The organism is Amycolatopsis sp. NPDC049253, from assembly GCF_040678995.1.
Lineage (GTDB): Bacteria > Actinomycetota > Actinomycetes > Mycobacteriales > Pseudonocardiaceae > Amycolatopsis.
Map to the genome: position 1 here is coordinate 206,577 of NZ_JBFAQX010000012.1, position 22,012 is coordinate 228,588.

General features: G+C 70.0%; 20 protein-coding genes. 14 read left to right on the forward strand and 6 right to left on the reverse strand.

Annotated features, from left to right (window positions below):
- Positions 1–13: 13 nt before the first annotated feature.
- Both AB0K15_RS26725 and AB0K15_RS26730 read right to left on the reverse strand, forming a co-directional pair.
- Positions 14–1,057 (reverse strand): MBL fold metallo-hydrolase, encoded by a 1,044-nt coding sequence (locus tag AB0K15_RS26725; RefSeq protein ID WP_364055887.1) that lies wholly within the window; start codon positions 1,055–1,057, stop codon positions 14–16.
- Between the two features lie 106 nt (positions 1,058–1,163).
- On the reverse strand, positions 1,164–2,000 hold the full coding sequence (locus tag AB0K15_RS26730) for a scramblase (RefSeq protein WP_364055890.1): 837 nt from the start codon (positions 1,998–2,000) through the stop codon (positions 1,164–1,166).
- Between AB0K15_RS26730 and AB0K15_RS26735 the strand changes: the two genes are divergently transcribed.
- The 4 genes from AB0K15_RS26735 to AB0K15_RS26750 are packed head-to-tail and all read left to right on the forward strand — an operon-like array spanning position 2,001 to position 6,462.
- Entirely contained in the window at positions 2,001–3,038 is a 1,038-nt protein-coding gene (locus tag AB0K15_RS26735; protein WP_364055893.1) for a methionine synthase, read from the forward strand.
- 46 nt (positions 3,039–3,084) lie between these two features.
- Positions 3,085–3,801, forward strand: a complete 717-nt coding sequence (locus AB0K15_RS26740) for a hypothetical protein (RefSeq protein WP_364055895.1) — start codon at positions 3,085–3,087, stop codon at positions 3,799–3,801.
- A gap of 11 nt (positions 3,802–3,812) precedes the next feature.
- The gene (ligA, locus tag AB0K15_RS26745; RefSeq protein WP_364055897.1) at positions 3,813–5,978 is read left to right on the forward strand and encodes an NAD-dependent DNA ligase LigA; all 2,166 of its coding nucleotides are present in this window, start codon (positions 3,813–3,815) and stop codon (positions 5,976–5,978) included.
- Positions 5,971–6,462, forward strand: a complete 492-nt coding sequence (locus tag AB0K15_RS26750; protein ID WP_364055899.1) for a GNAT family N-acetyltransferase — start codon at positions 5,971–5,973, stop codon at positions 6,460–6,462. Before ligA ends, AB0K15_RS26750 begins: the two co-directional genes overlap by 8 nt.
- A gap of 435 nt (positions 6,463–6,897) precedes the next feature.
- Here AB0K15_RS26750 and AB0K15_RS26755 read toward each other — a convergent pair whose 3' ends face one another.
- Positions 6,898–7,551 (reverse strand): amino acid-binding protein, encoded by a 654-nt coding sequence (locus tag AB0K15_RS26755; RefSeq protein ID WP_364055902.1) that lies wholly within the window; start codon positions 7,549–7,551, stop codon positions 6,898–6,900.
- A gap of 221 nt (positions 7,552–7,772) precedes the next feature.
- On the opposite strand from AB0K15_RS26755, the gene gatC reads away from it, so the two are divergent.
- Genes gatC through AB0K15_RS26775 form a run of 4 tightly spaced genes read left to right on the forward strand, consistent with a single transcriptional unit; the run spans position 7,773 to position 11,607 of the window.
- Complete coding sequence (gene gatC / locus AB0K15_RS26760) at positions 7,773–8,072, forward strand: Asp-tRNA(Asn)/Glu-tRNA(Gln) amidotransferase subunit GatC (protein ID WP_364055905.1); 300 nt, start codon at positions 7,773–7,775, stop codon at positions 8,070–8,072.
- Positions 8,069–9,586, forward strand: coding sequence for an Asp-tRNA(Asn)/Glu-tRNA(Gln) amidotransferase subunit GatA (gatA, locus tag AB0K15_RS26765; RefSeq protein ID WP_364055908.1), 1,518 nt, complete (start codon positions 8,069–8,071; stop codon positions 9,584–9,586). Before gatC ends, gatA begins: the two co-directional genes overlap by 4 nt.
- Complete coding sequence (gene gatB, locus AB0K15_RS26770; RefSeq protein WP_364055911.1) at positions 9,583–11,088, forward strand: Asp-tRNA(Asn)/Glu-tRNA(Gln) amidotransferase subunit GatB; 1,506 nt, start codon at positions 9,583–9,585, stop codon at positions 11,086–11,088. Before gatA ends, gatB begins: the two co-directional genes overlap by 4 nt.
- The gene (locus AB0K15_RS26775; protein WP_364055914.1) at positions 11,089–11,607 is read left to right on the forward strand and encodes a hypothetical protein; all 519 of its coding nucleotides are present in this window, start codon (positions 11,089–11,091) and stop codon (positions 11,605–11,607) included.
- Positions 11,608–12,252: 645 nt separating this feature from the next.
- Here the strand turns inward: AB0K15_RS26775 and AB0K15_RS26780 are convergent.
- Positions 12,253–13,467: a PQQ-dependent sugar dehydrogenase gene (locus AB0K15_RS26780; protein ID WP_364055917.1), complete on the reverse strand. Its 1,215-nt coding sequence runs from the start codon at positions 13,465–13,467 to the stop codon at positions 12,253–12,255.
- A gap of 58 nt (positions 13,468–13,525) precedes the next feature.
- Here AB0K15_RS26780 and AB0K15_RS26785 point away from each other — a divergent pair, with 58 nt between their 5' ends.
- Together AB0K15_RS26785 and AB0K15_RS26790 are read left to right on the forward strand one after the other, a co-directional pair.
- Positions 13,526–14,434 carry a 2-hydroxyacid dehydrogenase gene (locus AB0K15_RS26785; protein WP_364055920.1) on the forward strand — a complete coding sequence of 303 codons (909 nt, stop codon included), beginning with the start codon at positions 13,526–13,528 and terminating at the stop codon, positions 14,432–14,434.
- Between the two features lie 67 nt (positions 14,435–14,501).
- Complete coding sequence (locus tag AB0K15_RS26790; protein ID WP_364055923.1) at positions 14,502–15,077, forward strand: DoxX family protein; 576 nt, start codon at positions 14,502–14,504, stop codon at positions 15,075–15,077.
- Positions 15,078–15,365: 288 nt separating this feature from the next.
- Here AB0K15_RS26790 and ilvD read toward each other — a convergent pair whose 3' ends face one another.
- The gene (gene ilvD, locus AB0K15_RS26795; RefSeq protein ID WP_364055926.1) at positions 15,366–17,210 is read right to left on the reverse strand and encodes a dihydroxy-acid dehydratase; all 1,845 of its coding nucleotides are present in this window, start codon (positions 17,208–17,210) and stop codon (positions 15,366–15,368) included.
- 72 nt (positions 17,211–17,282) lie between these two features.
- Positions 17,283–17,819, reverse strand: a complete 537-nt coding sequence (locus AB0K15_RS26800; RefSeq protein ID WP_364055929.1) for a PH domain-containing protein — start codon at positions 17,817–17,819, stop codon at positions 17,283–17,285.
- A 333-nt stretch (positions 17,820–18,152) separates the two neighbouring features.
- Between AB0K15_RS26800 and AB0K15_RS26805 the strand changes: the two genes are divergently transcribed.
- The 4 genes from AB0K15_RS26805 (at position 18,153) to AB0K15_RS26820 (ending at position 22,012) form a co-directional block, all read left to right on the forward strand.
- Positions 18,153–20,057: an acetolactate synthase large subunit gene (locus AB0K15_RS26805; RefSeq protein ID WP_364055932.1), complete on the forward strand. Its 1,905-nt coding sequence runs from the start codon at positions 18,153–18,155 to the stop codon at positions 20,055–20,057.
- Complete coding sequence (gene ilvN, locus AB0K15_RS26810; protein ID WP_220237608.1) at positions 20,054–20,560, forward strand: acetolactate synthase small subunit; 507 nt, start codon at positions 20,054–20,056, stop codon at positions 20,558–20,560. The genes AB0K15_RS26805 and ilvN overlap by 4 nt, the downstream gene beginning before the upstream one ends.
- Before the next feature lie 51 nt (positions 20,561–20,611).
- A complete protein-coding gene (ilvC, locus tag AB0K15_RS26815) occupies positions 20,612–21,625 on the forward strand; it encodes a ketol-acid reductoisomerase (protein WP_364055936.1) in 1,014 nt (337 codons plus the stop codon).
- A gap of 111 nt (positions 21,626–21,736) precedes the next feature.
- Positions 21,737–22,012, forward strand: a complete 276-nt coding sequence (locus tag AB0K15_RS26820) for a DUF397 domain-containing protein (protein ID WP_364055939.1) — start codon at positions 21,737–21,739, stop codon at positions 22,010–22,012.

The following is a 22,012-nucleotide window of genomic DNA, read 5'->3' on the forward strand; positions in this document are numbered from 1 at the left end:
CCGCTGGGGCCGATCAGTTCGTCCGGTAGTGGCGAACTCCGTCGATCTGCTGGATCGTCAGTTTGTTCTGCGACACGAGGAGGTCGAGGTGGGCGCCCGTTTCGAGGACGGCGAGCATCTGGTTGAACGCGTCCATTTCGGACAGTTTACGGCCACGGCGGGTCCAGCCGAGCCGGCTGGCGGTCTCGAACGCGGTGCTGGCTCCGGCGTCGACCTGGGCGGCCATCGTCTCGAGGCGCTGACGGTGGTGTTCGAGTAGTTCGTCGATGCGTTTGTGCACGCTGTCCGCGACCGGGCCGTGGGCCGGCAGCATGCGCTGGTCGGGCAAGCCGCGGACGAGACGAAGTGAGTCGAGGTAGTCGTTGAGCGGCAACTCGGCCGGCACCGGCTGGAAGCCGATCGACGGCGTGATGTGGGGGAGGACGTGGTCGCCCGAGAACAACAGGCCCGCGGCGTCGTCGAGGAAAACGACGTGGCCGGTGGTGTGGCCGGGGGTGTGGACCACTTCGAGCTCGCGATTCGGCAGGACCTGGCGGCGGCCGGGGGTGAGCCACTCGTCCGGGTCCTCCCACAGGTCGAGGTCGGTGCGGCGGGGGACGTCGGTGAACATTCGCCCCAGAGCGGCGATGACTTCGTCGGCGCCGGAGTGCCGGAGGAGCTCGATCTGTGCGTGCATCGGCAGCTGGTCCGGGTCGGCGGTGACCTTCAGCGAAGGTTCCTCCAATTGGCCCAAGGAGATCTTGTTGCCGAATTCGCGCCGAAGGGCGACGGCCTGGGTGTAGTGGTCGCGGTGCACGTGGGTGACGAGGAACTCACGCACGTCACCGAGTTCGGCGCCGATGCCCTTGAGCGCCTCGGCTAGAAGTTGGCGCGCTTCGGTGAGGGCCCAGCCCGAGTCGACGAGGGCGAGGGTGGTGCCGTCGGTGACGGCGTAGACGTTCACTGCGCGGAGGGCGTCGTTCGGCAACGGCAACGGGATCCGGTAGACGCCGGCGGCCACTTCGTAGACCCCGGGTTCTGTCCAGTTCCGGTTGCTGTCTTCGGGCAACGGCTCCACGGCGACCTCCGTCCAGGCAGGACTCCGACGTCCCGGCCTTTCGCCTCACATTGGGCCGTCACCGGCGCGGTGTCCACCTGGGCGGCCTGAGACAACGGTCACGTGCTCAGGCGGTCTGGCGGGTGAGGGCCGTTTCGATCGTGAGCGTTGTGGCGACGACCATGCTGGCCAGGGGTTCGGGAAGCTGGTGCGGGATTTCGACGACATAGGTGTCGCCGGCGATCGGCGAAGGCCCGGACGGCGGGCTGCTGACGCGGGCGACCTCGGTGTCGGCGTGGTTGGTGATGGTCACGTCCCACGCCTGCTGGCCGGAGGCGGCGACGCGGCCGACTGTGCGGCCGTCGACGACGAAGGTGAAGCGCGTCTCGCCCGGGGTGCGGGTGGGGACGATCTCGCCGATCGGGGTCTCGTCGGCGCGGGTGACGACGAAGCGCGTGCGCAGTTCCTTGGCCGGCCTCGCCACTTTCAGCACCGTGCTGTGGTTGGCGTCGCGGACTTCGAACTTGTGGGTGACGTACTGGTCGTATTTCGGCAACAGGCGCGCGGCCTTGTGCAGGAAGCCTTGGCTGACGTCGGCCACGCCGCCGACACGGGTGCCGTCGCGATCGAAGACGCTGAACTCCTCGGTGGTCTCGACGACCTCGGCGCGCCGGCTGACGATGAGGACAGTTTCGGTGAACAGGGTCCCGCCGAAGGAGCGGCCCGGGTAGCGGCGCTCAGGGATGCGCGGCTCGTCGTCCCACCTGCGGAGCCGGGTGGGACTCACCTCGTCGGGGTGCCGGCCCGGCGGTGGTGGCGAGGAGCTCGTCATGGCAATCCAGAGTATCGCTGTCTCCGCGAAATCGGTGCAGGCAAAGGGATATGCGGCGAATGTCCGGCTCACTCGGGTGACCCCGACGAGGGCGGTGGGAGGCATCCGGGTGCGTTCGGCGAGAATTCGCACGTGACTGAACGAGCTTGGCCCGACGGCGCGGCCACCGCGATCGGCTCGATGCCCGGGGCGGACCCGGCGGAGGCGGCCGCCGTCGTGTTCGGCGAGCTGCCCGACTTCCCGCACCTGCCGGAGTTGCCGGAGCGTGGGGTGGGGGCAGACATTCTCGGTCGCACCGCGGCGCTGCTCGTGGACCTGGCCGTGGAGGTGGTGCCGAGCGGGTACCGCGTCGCGGGGCGGCCCGGGCACGATCACCGGCGAGGGCGAGACCTCCTGCAGTGGGACCTCGACGCCGTGCAGGAAGCGCGTGAAAAAGCCGGCGTCGTGCCGCCGGTGTTCAAGACGCAGGTGGCTGGGCCGTGGACGCTCGGCGCCGGCATCGAGCTGCCGCGCGGGCACCGCGTGCTCACCGACCGCGGCGCGCTCCGGGACTTCACGTCTTCGCTGCTGGACGGCCTCGCCCTGCACGTAGCCGAGCTGAAGGCGCGCATCGGGGCGCCGATCGTCGTGCAGATCGACGAGCCGTCGTTGCCGGCGGTGCTTGCCGGGGGCCTGTCGACTCCGTCGGGCTACGGGAACGTCTCGGCCGTGCCGGAGCCGGAGGCGCGCGAACTCCTGGCGACCATGATCGAGGGCATGCGGGCGATCACGGATCAGCCCGTCGTCGTGCATTGTTGCGCGCCGAAGCCGCCGCTCGCGCTGCTCAGGGCGGCCGGCGCGGACGCCATCGCGTTCGACGTCACGCTGCTCGGCAAGGCGTCGGCCGAGACGCTGGACGCGATCGGCGAAACGTGGGACAGCGGCACATCGCTGTTCCTCGGCCTCGTCCCGGCGACGGATCCCGGCACGCGCCCGACGCTGAAGGACGTCGCCGACCCCGCGTTCAGGCTCGTGGACCGCCTCGGCTTCAACCGGTCGATCCTGGCCGAACGTGCCGTCCCGACGCCGACCTGCGGGATGGCCGGCGCCACGAACGAATGGATGCGCCGCGCACTCGCCCTCACCCGCGACCTCGGCAAGGCCTTCGTGGAGCCGCCCGAGACGTGGTGAGCGCGCGGTAGCGTGTCGGGCAACGATCGACAACGGGGGATGTTCCATGGGCCTGTTCCGCCGCCGCGCTGCCCGCGCCGACACCTACGCCAAAGCCGCGCCGCCCGACCCGCGCACGCCGTGGCCGGCCCAGCCCGTGCCGTCCGACGTCGAGGCGGCCGCGGCGAGGTTCTGGGCCGGCTGGTTCGAGCTGCTCCCCATGGTCAACGCGGCCTTGGGCGACCGCGAACCGCACCGCGTCGAGCACGATCTCTGCGTGCTGGTCGAGGCCCTGCACCCGCGACTGCACTTCTCCCTCGAACGCGGCCGCCAGGCCATCTACGCCCTCGTCGTCACCGGTCAGGAAGACCCGGAGCTGCGGCCGTTCACCGACGCCTGGAAGGCCGCCGCCCCGCCGGACGACGCCATCTGGGAGCACCACGACTCCGTGCCGCCGGTCCCGGACCCGACCGAGGTCACGGTGAACCTCGGCGACCACCACATCTCGCTGGCCGACGTGCGTGTCGTCGCGCAGGTGGACGAGGGGGTGGTCGACGTGGCCGTCTACCACCCCGCGCTGGCCGACCTCGATCCGGCGGCGCGCACCGCGATGACCTTCCTCCCGCTGGACGCCACGCTCGGTGAGCGCGTCGCCGCCGAACGGCTACGCCGCGTCGAGACCGCGGAGACCGAACCGGAGGGCACGATCGGCCTCCTGGAGCTCCGTGACCTGGTCCGGGGTCTGACCGGGCAAGAGGACGAAACTGTCGGCACCTCCGGCTAGGGTTACCACCCGTGAGCAGTGACCTTCCCCACGACCAGTTGGCCGCCCCCGCCGAACCGGCAGTAGCGGCCCAGGACGTCACCGACGTTCCCGCCGACGTGCGCGAACGCCACGGCGTCCTCGCCGAGGACGTCCGCGGGCACCAGTTCCGCTACTACGTGCTGGACTCGCCCATCGTCTCCGACGGGCAGTTCGACGCGCTCCTCGGCGAGCTGCAGACGCTCGAGGACGAGTACCCGGCGCTGGTCACGCCGGATTCGCCGACGCAGAACGTGGGCGGCACGTTCTCCACCGAGTTCACCGCGTACGACCACCTCGAACGCATGCTGAGCCTGGACAACGTCTTCGACACCGACGAGTTCCTCACCTGGGTGGAGCGCGTCGAGAAGGAGATCGGCTCCACGGAGTACCTGGCCGAGCTGAAGATCGACGGCCTGGCCATCAACCTCCTCTACGAGGACGGCAAGCTCACGCGCGGCCTGACCCGCGGCGACGGCCGAACGGGCGAGGACGTCACGCTCAACATCCGCACGCTGGAGCAGGTCCCCGACCAGCTCACCGGCACCGACGAGTTCCCCGTGCCGAAGCTCATCGAGGTGCGCGGGGAGGTCTTCTTCCGCGTCGAGGACTTCCTGGAGCTCAACGCGAAGATGGTCGAAGCGGGGAAGCCGCCGTACGCGAACCCGCGCAACACGGCCGCGGGGTCGTTGCGGCAGAAGGACCCGCGCATCACGAAGGAACGCCGGCTGCGGCTGATCTGCCACGGCCTGGGCAAGCGCGAGGGCTTCGAGCCGGTCACGCAGTCGCACGCGTATGACGCGCTGGTGGCGTGGGGCCTGCCGGTTTCGCCGCACACGCGCGTGCTGCACACGTCGAAGGAGCTCACCGACCACATCGCGTACTGGGGCGAGCACCGCCACGACGCCGAGCACGAGATCGACGGCGTGGTGATCAAGGTCGACCAGGTCGCGTTGCAACGCCGGCTGGGGACCACTTCGCGCGCGCCACGTTGGGCGATCGCCTACAAGTACGCGCCCGAAGAGGCGATCACGACGTTGCTCGACATCCAGGTGGGCGTCGGGCGCACGGGGCGCGTCACGCCGTTCGCCGTCACGGAGCCGGTGAAGGTCGCGGGGTCGACGGTGGCGCGCGCGACGCTGCACAACGCGGAAGAGGTCAAGCGCAAGGGCGTGCTGATCGGCGACCGCATCGTGATCCGCAAGGCGGGCGACGTCATCCCCGAGGTGATGGGACCGGTCGTCGACGCGCGCACGGGCGACGAGCGCGAGTTCGTCATGCCCACGCACTGCCCGGAATGCGGCACGGAACTCGCCTACCAGAAGGAAGGCGACAAGGACATCCGCTGCCCGAACACCCGTTTCTGCCCCGCGCAGCTGCGGGAACGGCTGTTCCACCTGGCGGGGCGCGGCGCGTTCGACATCGAGGTGCTCGGGTACGAGGCGGCGGTCGCGCTGCTCGACGCGCGCGTGGTCGCCGACGAGGGCGATGTCTTCGACCTCAGCGAGGACGCGCTGTCCGAGGTGGAACTCTTCCGCACCAAGGCCGGCGACCTCTCGGCCAACGCACGGAAGCTCCTGGCGAACCTCGACGTGGCGAAGGATCGTCCGTTGTGGAAGGTGATCGTCGCGCTGTCGATCCGCCACGTCGGGCCGACGGCGGCGCAGGCGCTGGCGCGCGAGTTCGGGTCGATCCAGCGGGTCGAGGAGGCGAGTGAGGAGGAGCTCGCCGACGTCGACGGCGTCGGGCCGACCATCGCCCACGCCGTGCAGGAGTGGTTCGAGGTCGACTGGCACCGGGAGATCGTCGAAAAATGGCGACGCGCCGGCGTGCGGATGGAAGAGGAACGCGACGACTCGATCCCGCGTCACCTCGAAGGGCTGTCGATCGTGGTCACCGGCTCGCTCGACGGGTTTTCCCGCGACGAGGCCAAGGAAGCCATCATGGCCCGCGGCGGCAAGGCGGCGGGGTCGGTGTCGAAGAAGACGGCGTTCGTCGTGGCGGGTGAGGCGCCGGGGTCGAAGTACGAGAAGGCCGTGCAGCTCAAGGTGCCGGTGCTCGACGAGGACGGCTTCCGCGTGCTGCTGGAGCGGGGTCCGGACGCGGCTGCCGAGGTGGCGTTGGACACCGGTACCACCGAGGAACCTTCCGATGGGTGACGTCGAGATCAGGCCGCCGCGAGCCGAGGAGCTCGCGACGGTGGGGGAGCTGACGGTCGAGGCGTACCGCCTGGACGGTCTGCTTTCCGACGAGGTCGGGTACGAGAACGAGCTGCGCGACGTCGCGCACCGGGCCGAGCACGCCGAGCTGCTGGTGGCTGTCGATGGCGACGCGGTGGTCGGGACGGTCGCGGTGGTGCGGCCGGGCACGTCGTACGCGGAGATCTCGCGTGAGGGTGAGCTGGAGTTCCGGATGCTGGCTGTCGCCGGTTCCGCGCGTGGGCGGGGGATCGGCGAGGCGCTCACGCGGGCGGTGCTGGAGCGGGCACGGGACCTGGGGTTGCGGAAAGTCGTGTTGAGCAGCCTCGATCGGATGCGGACGGCTCATCGGCTGTACGAGCGCATCGGGTTTCGCCGGTTGCCGGAGCGGGATTGGAACCCGTTTCCGAACATCACCTTGATCGCGTATGAGTACGATTTGTAGGGTGTTTCTGCTGGTCAGGGTCTTTAGTCGCTGAGTGGCGACGGTTCGACTCTGGGCATTGGAAGGACATCGGCCGGGCCTGATCGCCGGTGTGATTGTGGCGACGCCTCTCGCCTAGCGGCGGGGTGCTGAGGTTCTCGACAACGCACCCGCGACGGCGAAGGTCCGGGCGAGCGGCCTGGGCACGGTGAGGCCGAGGTGCGCCGGCGGCTAGGGGCGTTGCCGCGCGTCGGCGACACCCCGAAGTAGGTGCCACCGACGGGCGGCCGTGCTCGCACGTGCTCGATCGGAGCTTCTCGGCTGAAGCGTCGTTGCCCCTCAGCGGCGACCCCGCCGAACGGTCTGAACCTCGACCCGACGAGAACCGTCAATCGCCGCAGGAAGCCGTCGCCGTTGCGCGGCGAATCCCAGCTCAGCGGCGGATTCCGGGACCCGTCACCCGTCCAGGACGACGGCGACGATGCCGGCGAAGTGGGCCAGGCGGGCGACCTCCGCGGCACGGAAGTTGGGGCCACCGGGGCGCGCCACGAGAAGAGCCTTGCCCGGCTTGCCCAGCGGCGTCGCCGCGAGCTCCGTGCCCAGCTCCTTCCACGTCTCCGGGATCCAGTCCTCTTCACCGTCGAGAACGGTGGCGCGCTCGAGCGGCAGCCAGGGCAGGTCCGTGAAGGGGTTCTCCGGCGCCGCGCTCGACGAAGCCAGTCGGCGCGTGCCCGTTTCCCGGTGCTCCACAACCACGGCCCAGCCGGCGCGGATGATCTTCGGCACGCCCTCGGCCAGCAGGTCGAGCCCGGACTTCGGCTGGGCCGCGATCTCCTCGACGAGCTCCAGCTCGCGGTGGGTGTCGAGCACCCCCGCGTACGGGCGCACCGCGTCGACCTCGACGCCTTCGATGCTTTCGGCCGCGGTGATGAGGGCGTCCGGCAGCCGGCCGGACGGGAGCTCGACCACGAGGTCGTCGATGGCGACTCCGCCGCCGCGCTCCACGACGTCGACGCTGAGGATGTCGGCGCCGACGGTGCCGAGCGCCGTCGCGACGGCGCCGAGGGTGCCGGGGGAGTCCGGAAGCTGGACCCGCAGCAGGAACGACACCACACGCCCCTCTCGCCTCAGGCGTTCCGCCTTGTCGCGGAACGCGGTAACCGGGCGCCGATTGTGACAGACCGGGTACTTCTTGGGGACCGCTGTCCGGCGAACGGGACACCCCGGGTCGCAGCAGGTCCGGCCATAACCCGGTCGAGCCGTCCGGCGCCGCCACCATAGACTTGCAGCTTCCGACCGCACCCGCACAGCACACCCCGGGAGTCACCCGCGTGCCCAACATTTCCCGAGACGAGGTCGCGCACCTCGCCAAGCTGGCCAGGCTGGCCGTCACCGATGACGAGCTGGACGTCTTCGCGGGCCAGCTCGACCAGATCCTGGACTCGGTGGCGAAGGTGAGCCAGGTCGCCGCGGCTGACGTTCCGCCGACCTCGCACTCCGTGCCGCTGACGAACGTCTTCCGCGAGGACGAGCTCCGCCCCTGCCTGACGCAGCAGCAGGCACTGGCCGGCGCGCCGGCCGCCGAGGAGGGCCGGTTCCGGGTGCCGCGGATTCTGGGAGAAGAACAGTGAGTGAACTCGTCAAGCTGACCGCCGCCGAGCTGGCGGCGAAGATCCACGCGCGTGAGGTCTCCGCGGTCGAGGTCACCCAGGCGCACCTGGACCGGATCGCCGAGGTTGACGACCATGTGCACGCGTTCCTGCACGTCGACACGGAAGGCGCGCTGGGCGCGGCCAAGTCCGTCGACGAGAAGCTGGCAGCGGGGGAGCAGCCCGCGTCGTCGCTGGCGGGCGTGCCGCTGGCGCTGAAGGACGTGCTGACCACCGAGGGCGTCCCCACAACGTGCGGTTCGCGCACGCTGGAGGGGTGGATCCCGCCGTATGACGCGACCGTCACGCGCAGGCTGCGCGAGGCCGGCATCGTCATCCTCGGCAAGACGAACATGGACGAGTTCGCCATGGGCTCGTCCACGGAGAACTCCGCCTTCGGCCCCACGCACAACCCGTGGGACCACGCTCGCATCCCCGGTGGTTCGGGTGGTGGCTCGTCGGCGTCGATCGCGGCGTTCGAGGCCGCGCTGGCCATCGGTACGGACACCGGCGGCTCGATCCGCCAGCCGGGCGCGGTCACGGGCACGGTCGGCGTGAAGCCGACCTACGGCGGGGTTTCGCGCTACGGCCTCGTCGCCTTCTCGTCGTCGCTCGACCAGGCCGGCCCGTGCGCGCGGACGGTGCTCGACGCCGCGCTGCTGCACGAGGTCATCGCCGGCTACGACCCGATGGACTCGACGTCGATCGACGCACCGGTCCCGCCGGTCGTCGCCGCGGCGCGTGAAGGGGCCAGTGGCGACCTCAAGGGCGTGCGCGTCGGCGTGGTGAAGGAGTTCGCCGGCGACGGCTACCAGGCCGGTGTGCTGCGGTCGTTCCAGGCCGCCGTCGAGCAGCTTCGCGCGCTGGGCGCCGAAGTGGTCGAGGTCTCGTGCCCGCACTTCGTCTACGCGCTGCCCGCGTACTACCTGATCGCGCCGAGTGAGGCGTCGTCGAACCTCGCGCGGTTCGACGCGATGCGCTACGGCCTGCGCGTGGCCGACGACGGCACGCACAGCGCCGAAGAGGTCATGTCGCTGACGCGCGAAAAGGGCTTCGGCGCCGAGGTGAAGCGCCGGATCATGCTGGGCACGTACGCGCTTTCGTCGGGCTACTACGACGCCTACTACGGCTCGGCCCAGAAGGTGCGCACGCTCATCACGCAGGACTTCACCTCCGCGTTCGAGCAGGTGGACGTGCTCGTGTCGCCGACAACGCCGACCACGGCGTTCAAGATCGGCGAACGCGTGGACGACCCGATGGCGATGTACCTCGCCGACCTCTGCACCATCCCGTCGAACCTCGCGGGCAACGCCGCCATGAGCGTCCCGAGTGGACTGTCCGACGAGGACGGCCTGCCGGTCGGCCTGCAGATCATGGCCCCGGCGCTCGCCGACGACCGGCTCTACCGCGTCGGCGCCGCCTACGAGGCCGCACGCGACGCCGCCGCCGGCGGGTCGCTCGTGCACAAGGTCCCGGAGCTGGGAGGAACGAAGTGACTGCCGTGGCCGAGTTGATGGACTACGCCGACGTCGTCGAGCGCTTCGACCCGGTGCTCGGGCTCGAGGTCCACGTCGAGCTCAACACGAAGACGAAGATGTTCTGCGGCTGCGCCAACGAGTTCGGCGGCGAGCCGAACACGAAGACGTGCCCCACGTGCCTTGGGCTGCCCGGCGCGCTGCCCGTGGTGAACGGCAAGGCCGTGGAGGGCGCGATCCGCATCGGGCTGGCGCTCAACTGCGAGATCGCCGAGTGGTGCCGCTTCGCGCGGAAGAACTACTTCTACCCGGACCAGCCGAAGAACTTCCAGACCTCGCAGTACGACGAGCCGATCGCCTTCAACGGCTACCTCGACGTCACGCTCGACGACGGCGAGGTCGTGCGCGTGGAGATCGAGCGCGCGCACATGGAGGAGGACACCGGCAAGTCGCTGCACATGGGCGGCGCGACCGGCCGGATCCACGGCGCGGACTATTCGCTGCTCGACTACAATCGCGCGGGCGTGCCGCTGATCGAGATCGTCACGAAGCCGATCGAGGGCACGGGCGCGCGGGCGCCGGAGGTGGCGCGCGCGTACGTTTCGGCGCTGCGCGATCTGCTGCGGGCGCTCGAGGTGTCCGACGTCCGCATGGACCAGGGGTCCCTTCGCTGTGACGCCAACGTGTCGCTGATGGACAAGGACGCCACCGAGTTCGGCACGCGCACCGAGACGAAGAACGTCAACTCGCTGCGCAGCGTCGAGCGCGCCGTGCGGTACGAGATGACGCGCCAGGCGGCGATTCTCGCGGGCGGCGGCTCGATCAAGCAGGAGACGCGGCACTTCCAGGAGGCCGACGGAACCACTTCCGGCGGGCGCACCAAGGAGACCGCAGAGGACTACCGGTACTTCCCGGAGCCCGACCTGGTGCCGATCGCGCCGTCGCGCGAGTGGGTCGAGGAGCTGCGCAAGACGCTGCCGGAGATGCCCGCCGAGCGGCGCAAGCGGATCCAGACCGAGTGGAACCTGTCGGACGAAGCGTTGCGCGACCTGCTGAACGTCGGGGCCGTCGACCTCGTCGCGGCGACAGTCGAGGCTGGCGCGACGCCGGACGAGGCCCGCGGCTGGTGGGTCAACACGCTGGTACAGGAGGCCAACACGCGCGAGGTCGAACTCGCGGAGCTGGCGATCACGCCGGTGCAGGTGGCCGAGGTGATCGCGCTCGTGTCCTCGGGTGAGCTGACGAACAAGCTCGCCAAGGAGGTCGTGCAGGGCGTGCTCGCCGGCGAGGGATCGCCGCGTGAGGTGGTGGACAAGCGCGGGCTGAAGGTCGTTTCCGACGACTCCGCGCTGATCGCCGCCGTGGACGAGGCTCTGGCCGCGCAGCCGGACGTCGCGGACAAGATCCGCGGCGGCAAGGTCGCCGCGGCGGGCGCGATCGTCGGCGCGGTCATGAAGGCCACCAAGGGCCAGGCCGACGCCAAGCGCGTGCGCGAGCTCATCATCGAGCGCGTCGGTTCCTGAGTGGCGTTCTCCGTCAAACGCGTCACGTGGCGCGAGTGGCTCGGCCTGGGGGCCGGGCTGCTCGCGCTCGTGGCGGTGTTTCTTCCCTGGACGGTCCTCACCGCCGACACGGCCACGGCCGACGTCCGCGACGCCTTCAACACCCTGCCCCACGACGACGTCGTGCGCTCGGCCTGGCACTCGGACTTCTTCTCGTGGTTCCCGCCGCTGGTGCTGGTTCTGGTCGGGCTCGTGGTGGTGTTCTTCGGGCAGGTCAGGAAGGCCCGGGTCAGCGGCCTGCCGCACCTGTGGCTCGTCGCGGGCCTCGCCTCGCTGCTGCTCATGGTCATCGGCTGGACGACCCTGGACTGGGTCTTCGACAGCGACCAGCGGGCGTTCCTGGAAACGGCCGGCGTGATGATCAACCCGGGGGTTGGCCGGTACATCGCGCTGCTCGCCGTGCTGGTGTCGATCGCCGCGTCGATCCTTGACATCCGGGCGGCCCGCGCCGAAAGCCGGGCTCCGCGCTCTCGCCGTTGAGGGGCGAAACCGCCGTCGCCTCTGAACGGCGACGGACACCTCGCCGCTGAACGGCGCCGCGATTCGCCTCTGAACGGCGATAGCCGGCGCGTCTGGGTGCGGCACTGGGGTTGGCCGCTAGGTGGCGACTGCTGGTGCTTGGCCTGTGATCAGCAACGCGATTCGCCACTGAGCGGCGATTGTCAGTTGCTCGTCTGAGTGCGGCAACCGCGATTCGCCGCTGGGCAGCGAGTGCTGCTGCTTCGCTGGTGATCGGCAATGCAATTCGCCAGTGCAGGCGACTGCCACTTCGCCAGGGAAAGGCAAAGCGATTCGCCACCGGGTGGCGACTGCTGCTTCGTCTGGGAACCGCAACCGGGATTGGCCTCCCAACGGCGACTGCCCGCTCGCCTGGGAACGGCGACCACAATTCGCCGCGAAGTGGCAACCACTGTGGTGCCGAGGTTCGGGGGCCCAATCACCGCCGGGCGGCGAAAGGACTCGCGGGGTCGGGAGGTGACGTGGAGTCCGGACGTTGGTCGCAGGATGGCGACGCGCTCGGGCCGTCGGCTGAGGCAGCGAGCCGGGCGAAGATCAGCCCGGAATCAAGCCGTCGCCACTCAACGGCGACAACCACAAACCCCCAGGTCAGACCGGAGCCGGGGCTCAGTCTTTCCCCGGACCGCCGTCGGTTTGGACGATCGTGATGAGGACGACGCGGTCGTCGCTGGAGACGGGTTTGCCGCCGTCCTTGTTGGTGGTGCCGGCGACCGCCAGCTGGGGGCTGATCATGCTCATGGCGGCGAGGCGGCCGTACGTCGTGGGGGGTTTGCCCTTGCCGTCGAGGCTGACGTTGGGTTGGCCGGTGACGGCGCCGTCCGGGTTGACCGGCAGGTTCTGCAGGCCGACGGACGACGCGATGCTCAGGAGGCCGTCCAGGTCGGAGAAGTCGGCGCAGCCTCGGACACCCGGCTTGTCCGGCCAGGTCCACGCGGGCGTCGACAAGGGCTGGCCCGCCTGGACGCGGTACAGCGCGTCGGGGCCGGCGGTCTGGTCGGTGACCCACACGCGCTTGCCGCCGGGGGAGGTGCAGAGGCCGCCGGGGGCGTGCAGGCCCGAGGCGTACACGGCGGAGCCCGCGGTCGGGTTGCCAGCGGCCGGGCTGCCCGACGTGTCGATGCGCAGCACCTTGCCCGCCAGCGACTTCGGGTCGGCCGCGGCCGCGGGGTTGCCCGCGTCGCCCGTTGCGACGAGCAGGGAGCCGCGGCCGTCGCCGACGAGGGCGCCGCGGTTGCCGGTCGCGCCCTTCGGGATGCCCGTGAGCACCGGCTTCGGCGGCTGGCCCTTCGCGAAGCGCACGACGCGGTTGTCGGTCGCCGTGGTGATGTACGCGAACACCAGCTGGTCCTCGACGTAGCTCGGCGACAGCGCCAGCGAGGTCAGGCCGCCGTCACCGGTGGCGACGACGTCGAGCTGCTCGAACGGCGCCGCGTCGCGGCCGGCTGTGGCGAGAACCACGCGGCCCGATTTCCGTTCACCGGCGAGAGCCGCGGGCGTCGAGCCGTCGCCCGGGAGGCCGGCGACGGCCGCGACCGTGTCGAGGCACGTGGCGATGACGGCCTTGTCGAAGTCCTTGCACCCCTGCGGCGGCGGGATCGGCGTGGGCGACTGCTGCTGACCGCCCTGACCGACGCCGCCTTGACCGTCGCCGGAAGGGTCGTTCGGGTCCTGCACCTGCGGCGGCGACTCGGGACTGGGCACCGGGGCGGCGCTGAACGTCTGGCCGGCCGCGGTGTCGTCGAACCGCGCGCAGCCCGACAGCAGGAGTCCGCCAGCGGCGAGGAGGGCCAGCGGCGCCGACCACCGGTACCGGGTACGCATGATGCTCCAGCCTAGGTGCCCACGCGTGAGCGCGGAGTAAGTGGCTAACGTGGCGATCATGACGCTGACTGTGCTGGTCCCCGACGACGAGGGTGTCGAGGCGCTCTCGGAGCTCCCGATGGTGCAGGCCGTGCGCTACCAGTGGGGCGACCCCGTGCCGCCGGAAGCCGCGAAGGCGGAGGTTCTCATCCCCGGCCGGCACCCGGCGGGCGACGAGCTGTGGCGCGAGCTGCCGAACCTCAAGCTCGTGCAGCTGCTCTCCGCCGGCGCCGAGGACTGGGTCGGCAAGCTCCCCGACGGCGTCCTGCTCTCCACCTGCCGCGGCGCCCACGGCGGCAGCACGGCCGAATGGGTCGTCGCCGTCTTGCTGTCGATGTACCGGAAGCTGGACGTCTTCGCCGACGCCCACCGCGAACGTCACTGGGAACGCCGCTCCGCCGAAACGCTGCAGGGCCGGCACGCGCTGATCGTCGGCGCCGGGGACCTCGGCCGGCAGCTGCGGCGCCGGCTCGAACCGTTCGACGTCCGCTGCACGATGGTCGGCATGTCGGCGCGCGACGGGGTCCACGGCGTCGCCGAGCTGCCCGAGCTGTTGCCGCACCACGACATCGTGGTGCTGATGGTCCCCCTCACGTCACGCACGCGGGGCATGGTCGACGCCGAGTTCCTCGCCGCGATGCCGGACGGCGCCGTGCTCGTCAACGCCGCGAGGGGACCGGTCGTGCGCACCGACGCGCTCCTCGCCGAGCTCACCGCGGGCCGCCTGCGCGCCGCGCTCGATGTGACGGACCCCGAGCCGCTGCCGGCCGACCACCCGCTGTGGCACGCGCCGGGTCTGCTGCTCACGCCGCACGTCGGCGGGGCTGTCGCCGGTGTGCGGCGACGCTCGTACGCCGTCGCCGCGGCCGAGATCGCGCGTTACGCGGGCGGCGAGCTGCCGGACAACATCGTGCACGGCGAATACTGACGCGAAGGGGCCCCTGACCTCGGCGCGCTCGCTCGCGGCCGGGGTCGGGATCCCCTACCCTTCGCGCGTGACCAGTCAAGGGGACGACTACCAGACCGGCCTGCTGTCCGGGGTCGAGGACTCGACGAGCAACAACGACGACGAAGTGCGCCAGGGCGGCCTCGGCCTCGGTCTGCTGATCCTGCGCGTGGGGCTGGCCGTGATCGTGGGGGCCCACGGCCTGCAGCACCTGTTCGGAGCGTTCGGCGGACCCGGCATCACGGGTTTCGCCCACCTGCTCGAGACGTTCGGCTACCACAAGCAGACCACGCTGCTGTCCTGGATCACCGGCATCGTCGAGGTCGGCGGCAGCGCCCTGCTGCTCGTAGGCCTCTTCACGCCGCTCGCGGCCGCCGGCATCCTGGGGGTCGCCGCGAACGTCGTCTACGCGAAGTTCCACGGTGGCTTCTTCGAGGGCGACGGCCGCGGCTGGGAGTTCGAGCTCCTCATCGGCATCGTCGCCCTCGCCCTGATTTTCACCGGCGCCGGCCGCATCTCCCTGGAGAAGAACACGCCGTGGCGCAAGCGGCCGCTGCCGCTGGGCATCGTCTCGCTGCTGCTGGCCGCGGCGGCGTCGGTCGTGGTCATCGTGTTGACGCGCTGACCTGCGGATCGCCGTTCAGCGGCAACAGAGGACAGGGCCGTTCACCCGCACCCGGGTGGACGGCCCTCGCCGATGAAAACGCTGCCTAGACCACTGCTGACCTGCGCGAATACGGCGTCGCCACTGAGCGGCGACAAACGACGCGGCGACAAACGACGCGGCGACAACGACGCGGCGACAAACGACGCGGCGACAAACGACGCGGCGACAAACGACGCGGCGACAAACGAAAGGGCCGCCCACCCCAGGTGGACGGCCCTCCCGCACTTCAGACTCGCGAGCGAAGACTCACTTGTTCGGGTCCCGCACCGCGCCCGTGTCGGCCGAGGTCGCCATCCGGGCGTACGCGCGCAGCGCCGCCGTGATCGGGCGCTGGCGCTCCTTCGGCTGCCATGGCCGCTCCGCCGCCTCCATCTTCGACCGGCGCTCCGCCAGGATCTCGGCGTCGACCAGCAGCTCGAGGCGGCGTTCGTGGACGTCCAGCAGGATGCGGTCGCCGTTTTCGACCAGGCCGATCAGGCCGCCCGCCGCCGCCTCCGGAGAGATGTGACCGACGGAGATGCCCGACGAGCCGCCGGAGAAGCGCCCGTCCGTGATCAGCGCGCACTTCTTGCCCAGGCCCGAGCCCTTGAGGAACGCGGTGGGGTGCAGCATCTCCTGCATGCCCGGCCCGCCGGCGGGGCCTTCGTAGCGGATGACCAGCACGTCACCCGGCTGGATCTCCTTGTTGAGGATCGCCGACACGGCCTCTTCCTGGCTCTCGAGCACCCGCGCGGGGCCCTCGAAGTGCCACAGGTCCTCGTCGATGCCGGCGGCCTTGATCACGGCGCCGTTCTCGGCGAGGTTGCCGCGCAGGATCGCGAGGCCGCCGTCCTTCGTGTACGCGTGCTCGACGTCGCGGATGCAGCCTCCGGCGGCGTCGGTGTCGAGCGACGACCAGCGGTTCTCCGTCGAGAACGCCTTGGTGGTGCGCACCCCGCCGGGCGCCGCGTGGAACAGCTCCAGCGCCTTCTCCGCCGGCGACTCCGCGCGGATGTCCCACTCCTTCAGCCACGAGTCGAGGTCGGGGGAGTGGACCGAGTGGACGCCGGTGTTCAGCTTCCCGCCGCGGTAGAGCTCGCCGAGGATGGCGGGGATGCCGCCGGCCCGGTGGACGTCTTCCATGTGGTAGTCGGAGTTCGGCGCGACCTTGGACAGGCACGGCACGCGGCGGCCGATGTCGTCGATGTCGCTGATGGTGAAGTCGACCTCGCCCTCCTGGGCGGCGGCGAGGATGTGCAGCACGGTGTTGGTCGACCCGCCCATGGCCATGTCGAGCGCCATCGCATTCTCGAACGCCTCGCGAGTGGCGATCGACCGCGGCAGCGCCGAGGCGTCGTCCTCGCCGTACCAGCGCTTGCACAGGTCGATGACCGTGCGGCCGGCGTTGGAGAACAGCTCGCGGCGCGCGGCGTGCGTGGCCAGAGTGGAGCCGTTGCCCGGCAGCGACAGACCCAGCGCCTCGGTGAGGCAGTTCATGGAGTTCGCGGTGAACATGCCGGAGCAGGATCCGCAGGTCGGGCAGGCCGAACGCTCGACCTCGGTCAGTCCGTCCTCGTCGACCTCGCTGCTCGCCGACGCGGCGATGGCGGTGATCAGGTCGGTGGGCGCCTGGGCGACGCCGCCGACGACCACGGCCTTGCCGGCTTCCATCGGCCCGCCGGAGACGAACACGGTGGGGATGTTCAGGCGCATGGCGGCGTTGAGCATGCCCGGCGTGATCTTGTCGCAGTTGGAGATGCAGACGAGCGCGTCGGCCTGGTGCGCGTTGACCATGTATTCCACGGAGTCCGCGATGATCTCGCGCGAGGGCAGCGAGTAGAGCATGCCCGAGTGGCCCATCGCGATGCCGTCGTCCACGGCGATCGTGTGGAACTCCCGCGCGATGCCCCCGGCCTCCTTCACCGCCTCGGCGACGATCTCCCCGAGGTCCTTGAGGTGCACGTGGCCCGGCACGAACTGCGTGTAGGAGTTGGCGATCGCGACGATCGGCTTGCCGAAGTCGCTGTCGGTCATACCGGTCGCACGCCACAGCGAGCGCGCGCCCGCCGCATTGCGGCCGTGGGTGGTGGTCCGGGAACGGAGGTGCGGCACGGCATTCTCCCAGGTCAGAAGGCTGGTCCAGGCGGAGTCACGAGACCGCTCCGCAAACTGGTCCTACCAATTCTACTCGCTGGGTTCGGCCGCTGAACCGCCGGTCTCGGCGGGCGCGGCCTCGGAGGTCTGCTCCGGGGCCTTCTCGGCCGGCTTCGCGGCGGCTTTTTCGCCGGCCGGCTTCAGTTCTTCGTCACTCAGCACACCCGAGGGGTCTTTGATCTTCCCCTCGCTCACGAGGGCGAGCACCGGAAGGTGGCGCGTCCGCACCGTGGGCAACGTGACCTGCGTGTCGTCGCCCAGCACGGCACGCACGCGAGCCTTGCCGGTGATGGCGAGCCCCTTCAGCGCCGACCACGGGAGGTCGCGCTTGCCGAACACCGTCCGCACCGCCAGGCCCTCGCGCGTCGCGACGGTGCGCGTGCGCACGACGAAGACGAACAGCGCGATCGGGAAGATGTACAGCCATTGCAGCCCGTTGATCTCCCCGAGTGCGATCGGTGTCACACACACGGTCAGGAGCGCGATCGCCATGTACGCCGTGCTGGGGATCTTGAACACGGCCTTCCGGCCTTCGTCCGCGCGCTGGTCCTGCTCTTTTTCGGCCACCAATGAATGGTGCACCGCGTCTCCGGCGTGCTTGCGCCGGGGTCGCGGGGCCGCCCGCAGAGCAGTACTGGCGGTCCAGCATGCGGAACCGCCGTCCCGCAGAGTTGACACTCGCGCGGACGCCGGTCTAACGTCAGCGCCGTGACAACGCAGACCGGCCTCGTACTTCCTCAGCGCGTCGACGCTTAGGAAGAGTCCGCTGCGTCGACGCGCGACCCTCGTGCGACCTTACGGTCGGCGGGGGTTTTTTGTTGCGTAGAACCGGTTTCCGACCGGCAGTACGGCCACAGACAACCCGAACGAGTGACACCGAGAACCCACGAGGCAGAACCGATGACCAGTGCCACGTCGCGCAGCGACGCGAAGCCCGGGCCGACCGCGCCCGGTGTCCCCGGAGCACGTCCGAAGCCGGCGCCGCCGGCGGGAACCCCGGTAAGGGTCACGGGCGCGCAGTCGCTCGTCCGCTCGCTCGAGGCCGTCGGCGCCGAAGTCGTCTTCGGCATCCCCGGTGGCACCATCCTCCCGGCGTACGACCCGCTGCTCGACTCCACGAAGGTCCGCCACGTCCTCGTCCGCCACGAGCAGGGCGCCGGGCACGCCGCCACCGGTTACGCCCAGGCGACCGGCAAGGTCGGCGTCTGCATGGCGACGTCGGGCCCGGGCGCCACGAACCTCGTCACGCCGCTCGCCGACGCCAACATGGACTCCGTGCCGGTCGTCGCCATCACGGGGCAGCAGTCGCGTGCGCTGATCGGCACCGACGCGTTCCAGGAAGCCGACATCTGCGGCATCACCATGCCGATCACCAAGCACAACTTCCTCGTCACCGATCCGGCGGAGATCCCGCGGACCATCGCCGAGGCGTTCCACCTGGCGCTCACAGGCCGACCAGGCCCGGTGCTGGTGGACATCCCCAAGGACGTGCTGCAGGAGATGACCTCGTTCTCCTGGCCGCCCGAGATGCGTCTCCCGGGCTACCGCCCGACGCTGCGTCCGCACGGCAAGCAGGTGCGCGAAGCCGCGAAGCTCATCGCGAACGCGCGCCGGCCCGTCCTCTACGTCGGCGGCGGCGTGATCAAGGCCGAGGCGTCGCAGCAGCTGCTGGAGCTGGCCGAGCTGACCGGCATCCCGGTCGCCACCACGCTGATGGCACGCGGCGCGTTCCCCGACTCGCACCGCCAGCACGTCGGCATGCCCGGCATGCACGGCTCCGTCGCCGCGGTCGCGTCGATGCAGCGCGCCGACCTGCTGATCGCGCTCGGTGCCCGCTTCGACGACCGCGTCACCGGCGCGACGTCGTCGTTCGCGCCCGACGCGAAGGTGATCCACGCCGACATCGACCCGGCCGAGATCTCCAAGAACCGCAAGGCCGACGTGCCGATCGTCGGCGACTGCAACGAGATCATCGGCGAGCTCATCGCCGCCGTGAAGGCCGAGTTCGAGCACGGGCACCGGCCGGACCTCACCGACTGGTGGACGCAGGTCGACTCCTGGCGCGACACCTACCCGGCCGGCTACGAGTGGCCCGACGACGGTTCGCTGTCGCCGCAGTACGTCATCGAGCGCATCGGCGAGCTCGCCGGCCCCGACGCGGTCTTCACCGCCGGCGTCGGCCAGCACCAGATGTGGGCGGCGCAGTTCGTGAAGTACGAGAAGCCGCGTACGTGGATCAACTCCGGTGGCCTCGGCACCATGGGCTTCGCCGTTCCGGCGGCCATGGGTGCGCAGTTCGGCCTGCCCGACACGCAGGTGTGGGCGATCGACGGTGACGGCTGCTTCCAGATGACCAACCAGGAGCTCGCCACCTGCGCCATCGAGGGCGCGCCGATCAAGGTCGCCGTGATCAACAACGGCAACCTCGGCATGATCCGGCAGTGGCAGAGCCTCTTCTACTCGGAGCGGTACTCCAACAGCGATCTCGGTACTCACAAGCACCGCATCCCCGACTTCACGCTGCTGGCCGAGGCCCTCGGCTGCGCCGGGCTGCGCTGTGAGACCAAGGAGGACGTCGACGCGACGATCCGCCGCGCGATGGAGATCAACGACCGCCCCGTCGTGATCGATTTCGTCGTGGGGAAGGATGCCCAGGTGTGGCCGATGGTGGCCGCGGGCACCAGCAACGACGAGATCATGGCCGTCCGCGGCATCCGGCCGCTGTTCGACGACGACGAGGTTTCGCAGGAAGCCGTCGAGACCCTCGAAGCCGCCGAAGCCGCTGCGGAAGGAGAAGACCGATGACCGTCCACACGTTGAGCGTGCTGGTCGAGAACAAGCCCGGCGTGCTCGCCCGGGTGTCCGGCCTGTTCTCCCGCCGCGGTTTCAACATCGAGTCCCTTGCCGTGGGCCCTACGGAAAACCCCGAGGTGTCCCGCATGACGATCGTGGTCGCCGTTGAAGAGCTACCGCTCGAACAGGTGACCAAACAGCTCAACAAGCTGGTCAACGTGATCAAGATCGTGGAGCTGGAACAGTCCAGCGCGGTGCAGCGTGAACTGCTGCTCGTGAAGGTCCGGGCCGACGCGACCGTGCGCAGCCAGGTCCTCGAGACCGTCCAGCTCTTCCGTGCCAAGGTGGTGGACGTGTCCCCGGAGGCGCTCACCGTCGAGGCGACCGGGACATCGGACAAGATCGGCGCACTTTTGCGCATGCTCGAGCCGTACGGCATTCGTGAGCTCGTGCAGTCCGGCATGGTCGCGGTGGGTCGCGGGGCCCGCTCGATCACCGCCACGTCGCCCCGCTGATTCTTGAGAAGTCGATTCTTCAGCAGTAACCCGAAAGGAAGCAGTACCCCCATGGCAGTGGAAATCTTCTACGACGACGACGCGGACCTCTCGATCATCCAGGGTCGCAAGGTCGCCGTGATCGGCTACGGCAGCCAGGGCCACGCCCACTCGCTGAGCCTGCGTGACTCCGGTGTCGACGTCCGCATCGGCCTGCCGGAGGGGTCGAAGTCGCGGGCGAAGGCCGAGGAGCAGGGCCTGCGTGTGCTGAACGTCGCCGAGGCGGCGGCCGAGGCCGACCTGATCATGATCCTCGCGCCGGACACGAAGCAGCGCTTCATCTACTCCGAGGACATCGCGCCGAACCTGAAGGACGGCGACGCGATCTTCTTCGGTCACGGCTTCAACATCCGCTACGACCTGATCAAGCCGCCGGCCAACGTCGACGTCGCCATGGTCGCCCCGAAGGGCCCGGGTCACCTCGTGCGCCGCCAGTTCGTGGACGGCAAGGGCGTGCCCTGCCTGATCGCGGTGGAGCAGGACGCGACCGGTGGCGCCCAGGCGCTGGCCCTGTCGTACGCGGCCGCCATCGGCGGTGCGCGCGCGGGCGTCATCAAGACGACGTTCACCGAGGAGACCGAGACCGACCTCTTCGGCGAGCAGGCCGTGCTTTGCGGTGGTGCGTCGGCGCTGGTGCAGACGGGCTTCGAGGTGCTGACCGAGGCCGGTTACGCCCCGGAGATCGCCTACTTCGAGGTGCTGCACGAGCTCAAGCTGATCGTCGACCTCATGTACGAGGGCGGCATCGCCCGCCAGCGCTACTCGATCTCCGACACGGCCGAGTACGGCGACCTCACCCGCGGCCCGCGCGTGATCTCGCCGGCGGTGAAGCAGGAGATGCAGAAGATCCTGGGCGAGATCCAGGACGGCACCTTCGCGCGCGAGTGGGTCGCCGAGGACGAGGCCGGGCGCCCGAACTTCATCAAGCTCGAGGAGCAGGGCAACCAGCACCCGATCGAGGAGACCGGCAAGAAGCTGCGTGCCCTGATGTCGTGGGTGGACCGGCCGATCACCGAGACCGCCTGATCGTCTGGTGATCTCTTCGAAAGGCCCCCTCATCCGCAGGTGAGGGGGCCTTTTCGGGGTTTTCGCCGTTCAGCGGCGAGAGCTGTCGCGGTGGGTCGATACGCTGGTGCCATGAGTGATCAGCCCGTCGACGACAAGGCGCACCTCCGGCACGAGCTGGACCTCACCGACGCCCCTTGGATCAGGGCCGAGCCCGAAGGCGTCACGCTCGAGGACTGCGTGGAGTACGCCTTCGTGCCGCACACCGACGGCGTCACGTACGTGGCGATGCGCCAGTCGTCCAAACCGGACGGTGTGGTGCTCGTATTCACGCCGTCGGAGTGGGACGCGTTCGTGAAGGGTGTCCGGGACGGCGAGTTCGACCTGCCTGAGGACATCGAGGCCTGA

Excerpts from the sequence above, each read along its gene's own strand:
- ilvN (WP_220237608.1), top strand. The coding sequence starts at position 20,054 with ATGACCGTCCACACGTTGAGCGTGCTGGTCGAGAACAAGCCCGGCGTG.
- AB0K15_RS26780 (WP_364055917.1), bottom strand. The coding sequence starts at position 13,467 with ATGCGTACCCGGTACCGGTGGTCGGCGCCGCTGGCCCTCCTCGCCGCT.
- AB0K15_RS26740 (WP_364055895.1), top strand. The coding sequence starts at position 3,085 with ATGGGCCTGTTCCGCCGCCGCGCTGCCCGCGCCGACACCTACGCCAAA.
- AB0K15_RS26805 (WP_364055932.1), top strand. The coding sequence starts at position 18,153 with ATGACCAGTGCCACGTCGCGCAGCGACGCGAAGCCCGGGCCGACCGCG.
- AB0K15_RS26785 (WP_364055920.1), top strand. The coding sequence starts at position 13,526 with ATGACGCTGACTGTGCTGGTCCCCGACGACGAGGGTGTCGAGGCGCTC.
- AB0K15_RS26750 (WP_364055899.1), top strand. The coding sequence starts at position 5,971 with ATGGGTGACGTCGAGATCAGGCCGCCGCGAGCCGAGGAGCTCGCGACG.
- ilvC (WP_364055936.1), top strand. The coding sequence starts at position 20,612 with ATGGCAGTGGAAATCTTCTACGACGACGACGCGGACCTCTCGATCATC.
- AB0K15_RS26820 (WP_364055939.1), top strand. The coding sequence starts at position 21,737 with ATGAGTGATCAGCCCGTCGACGACAAGGCGCACCTCCGGCACGAGCTG.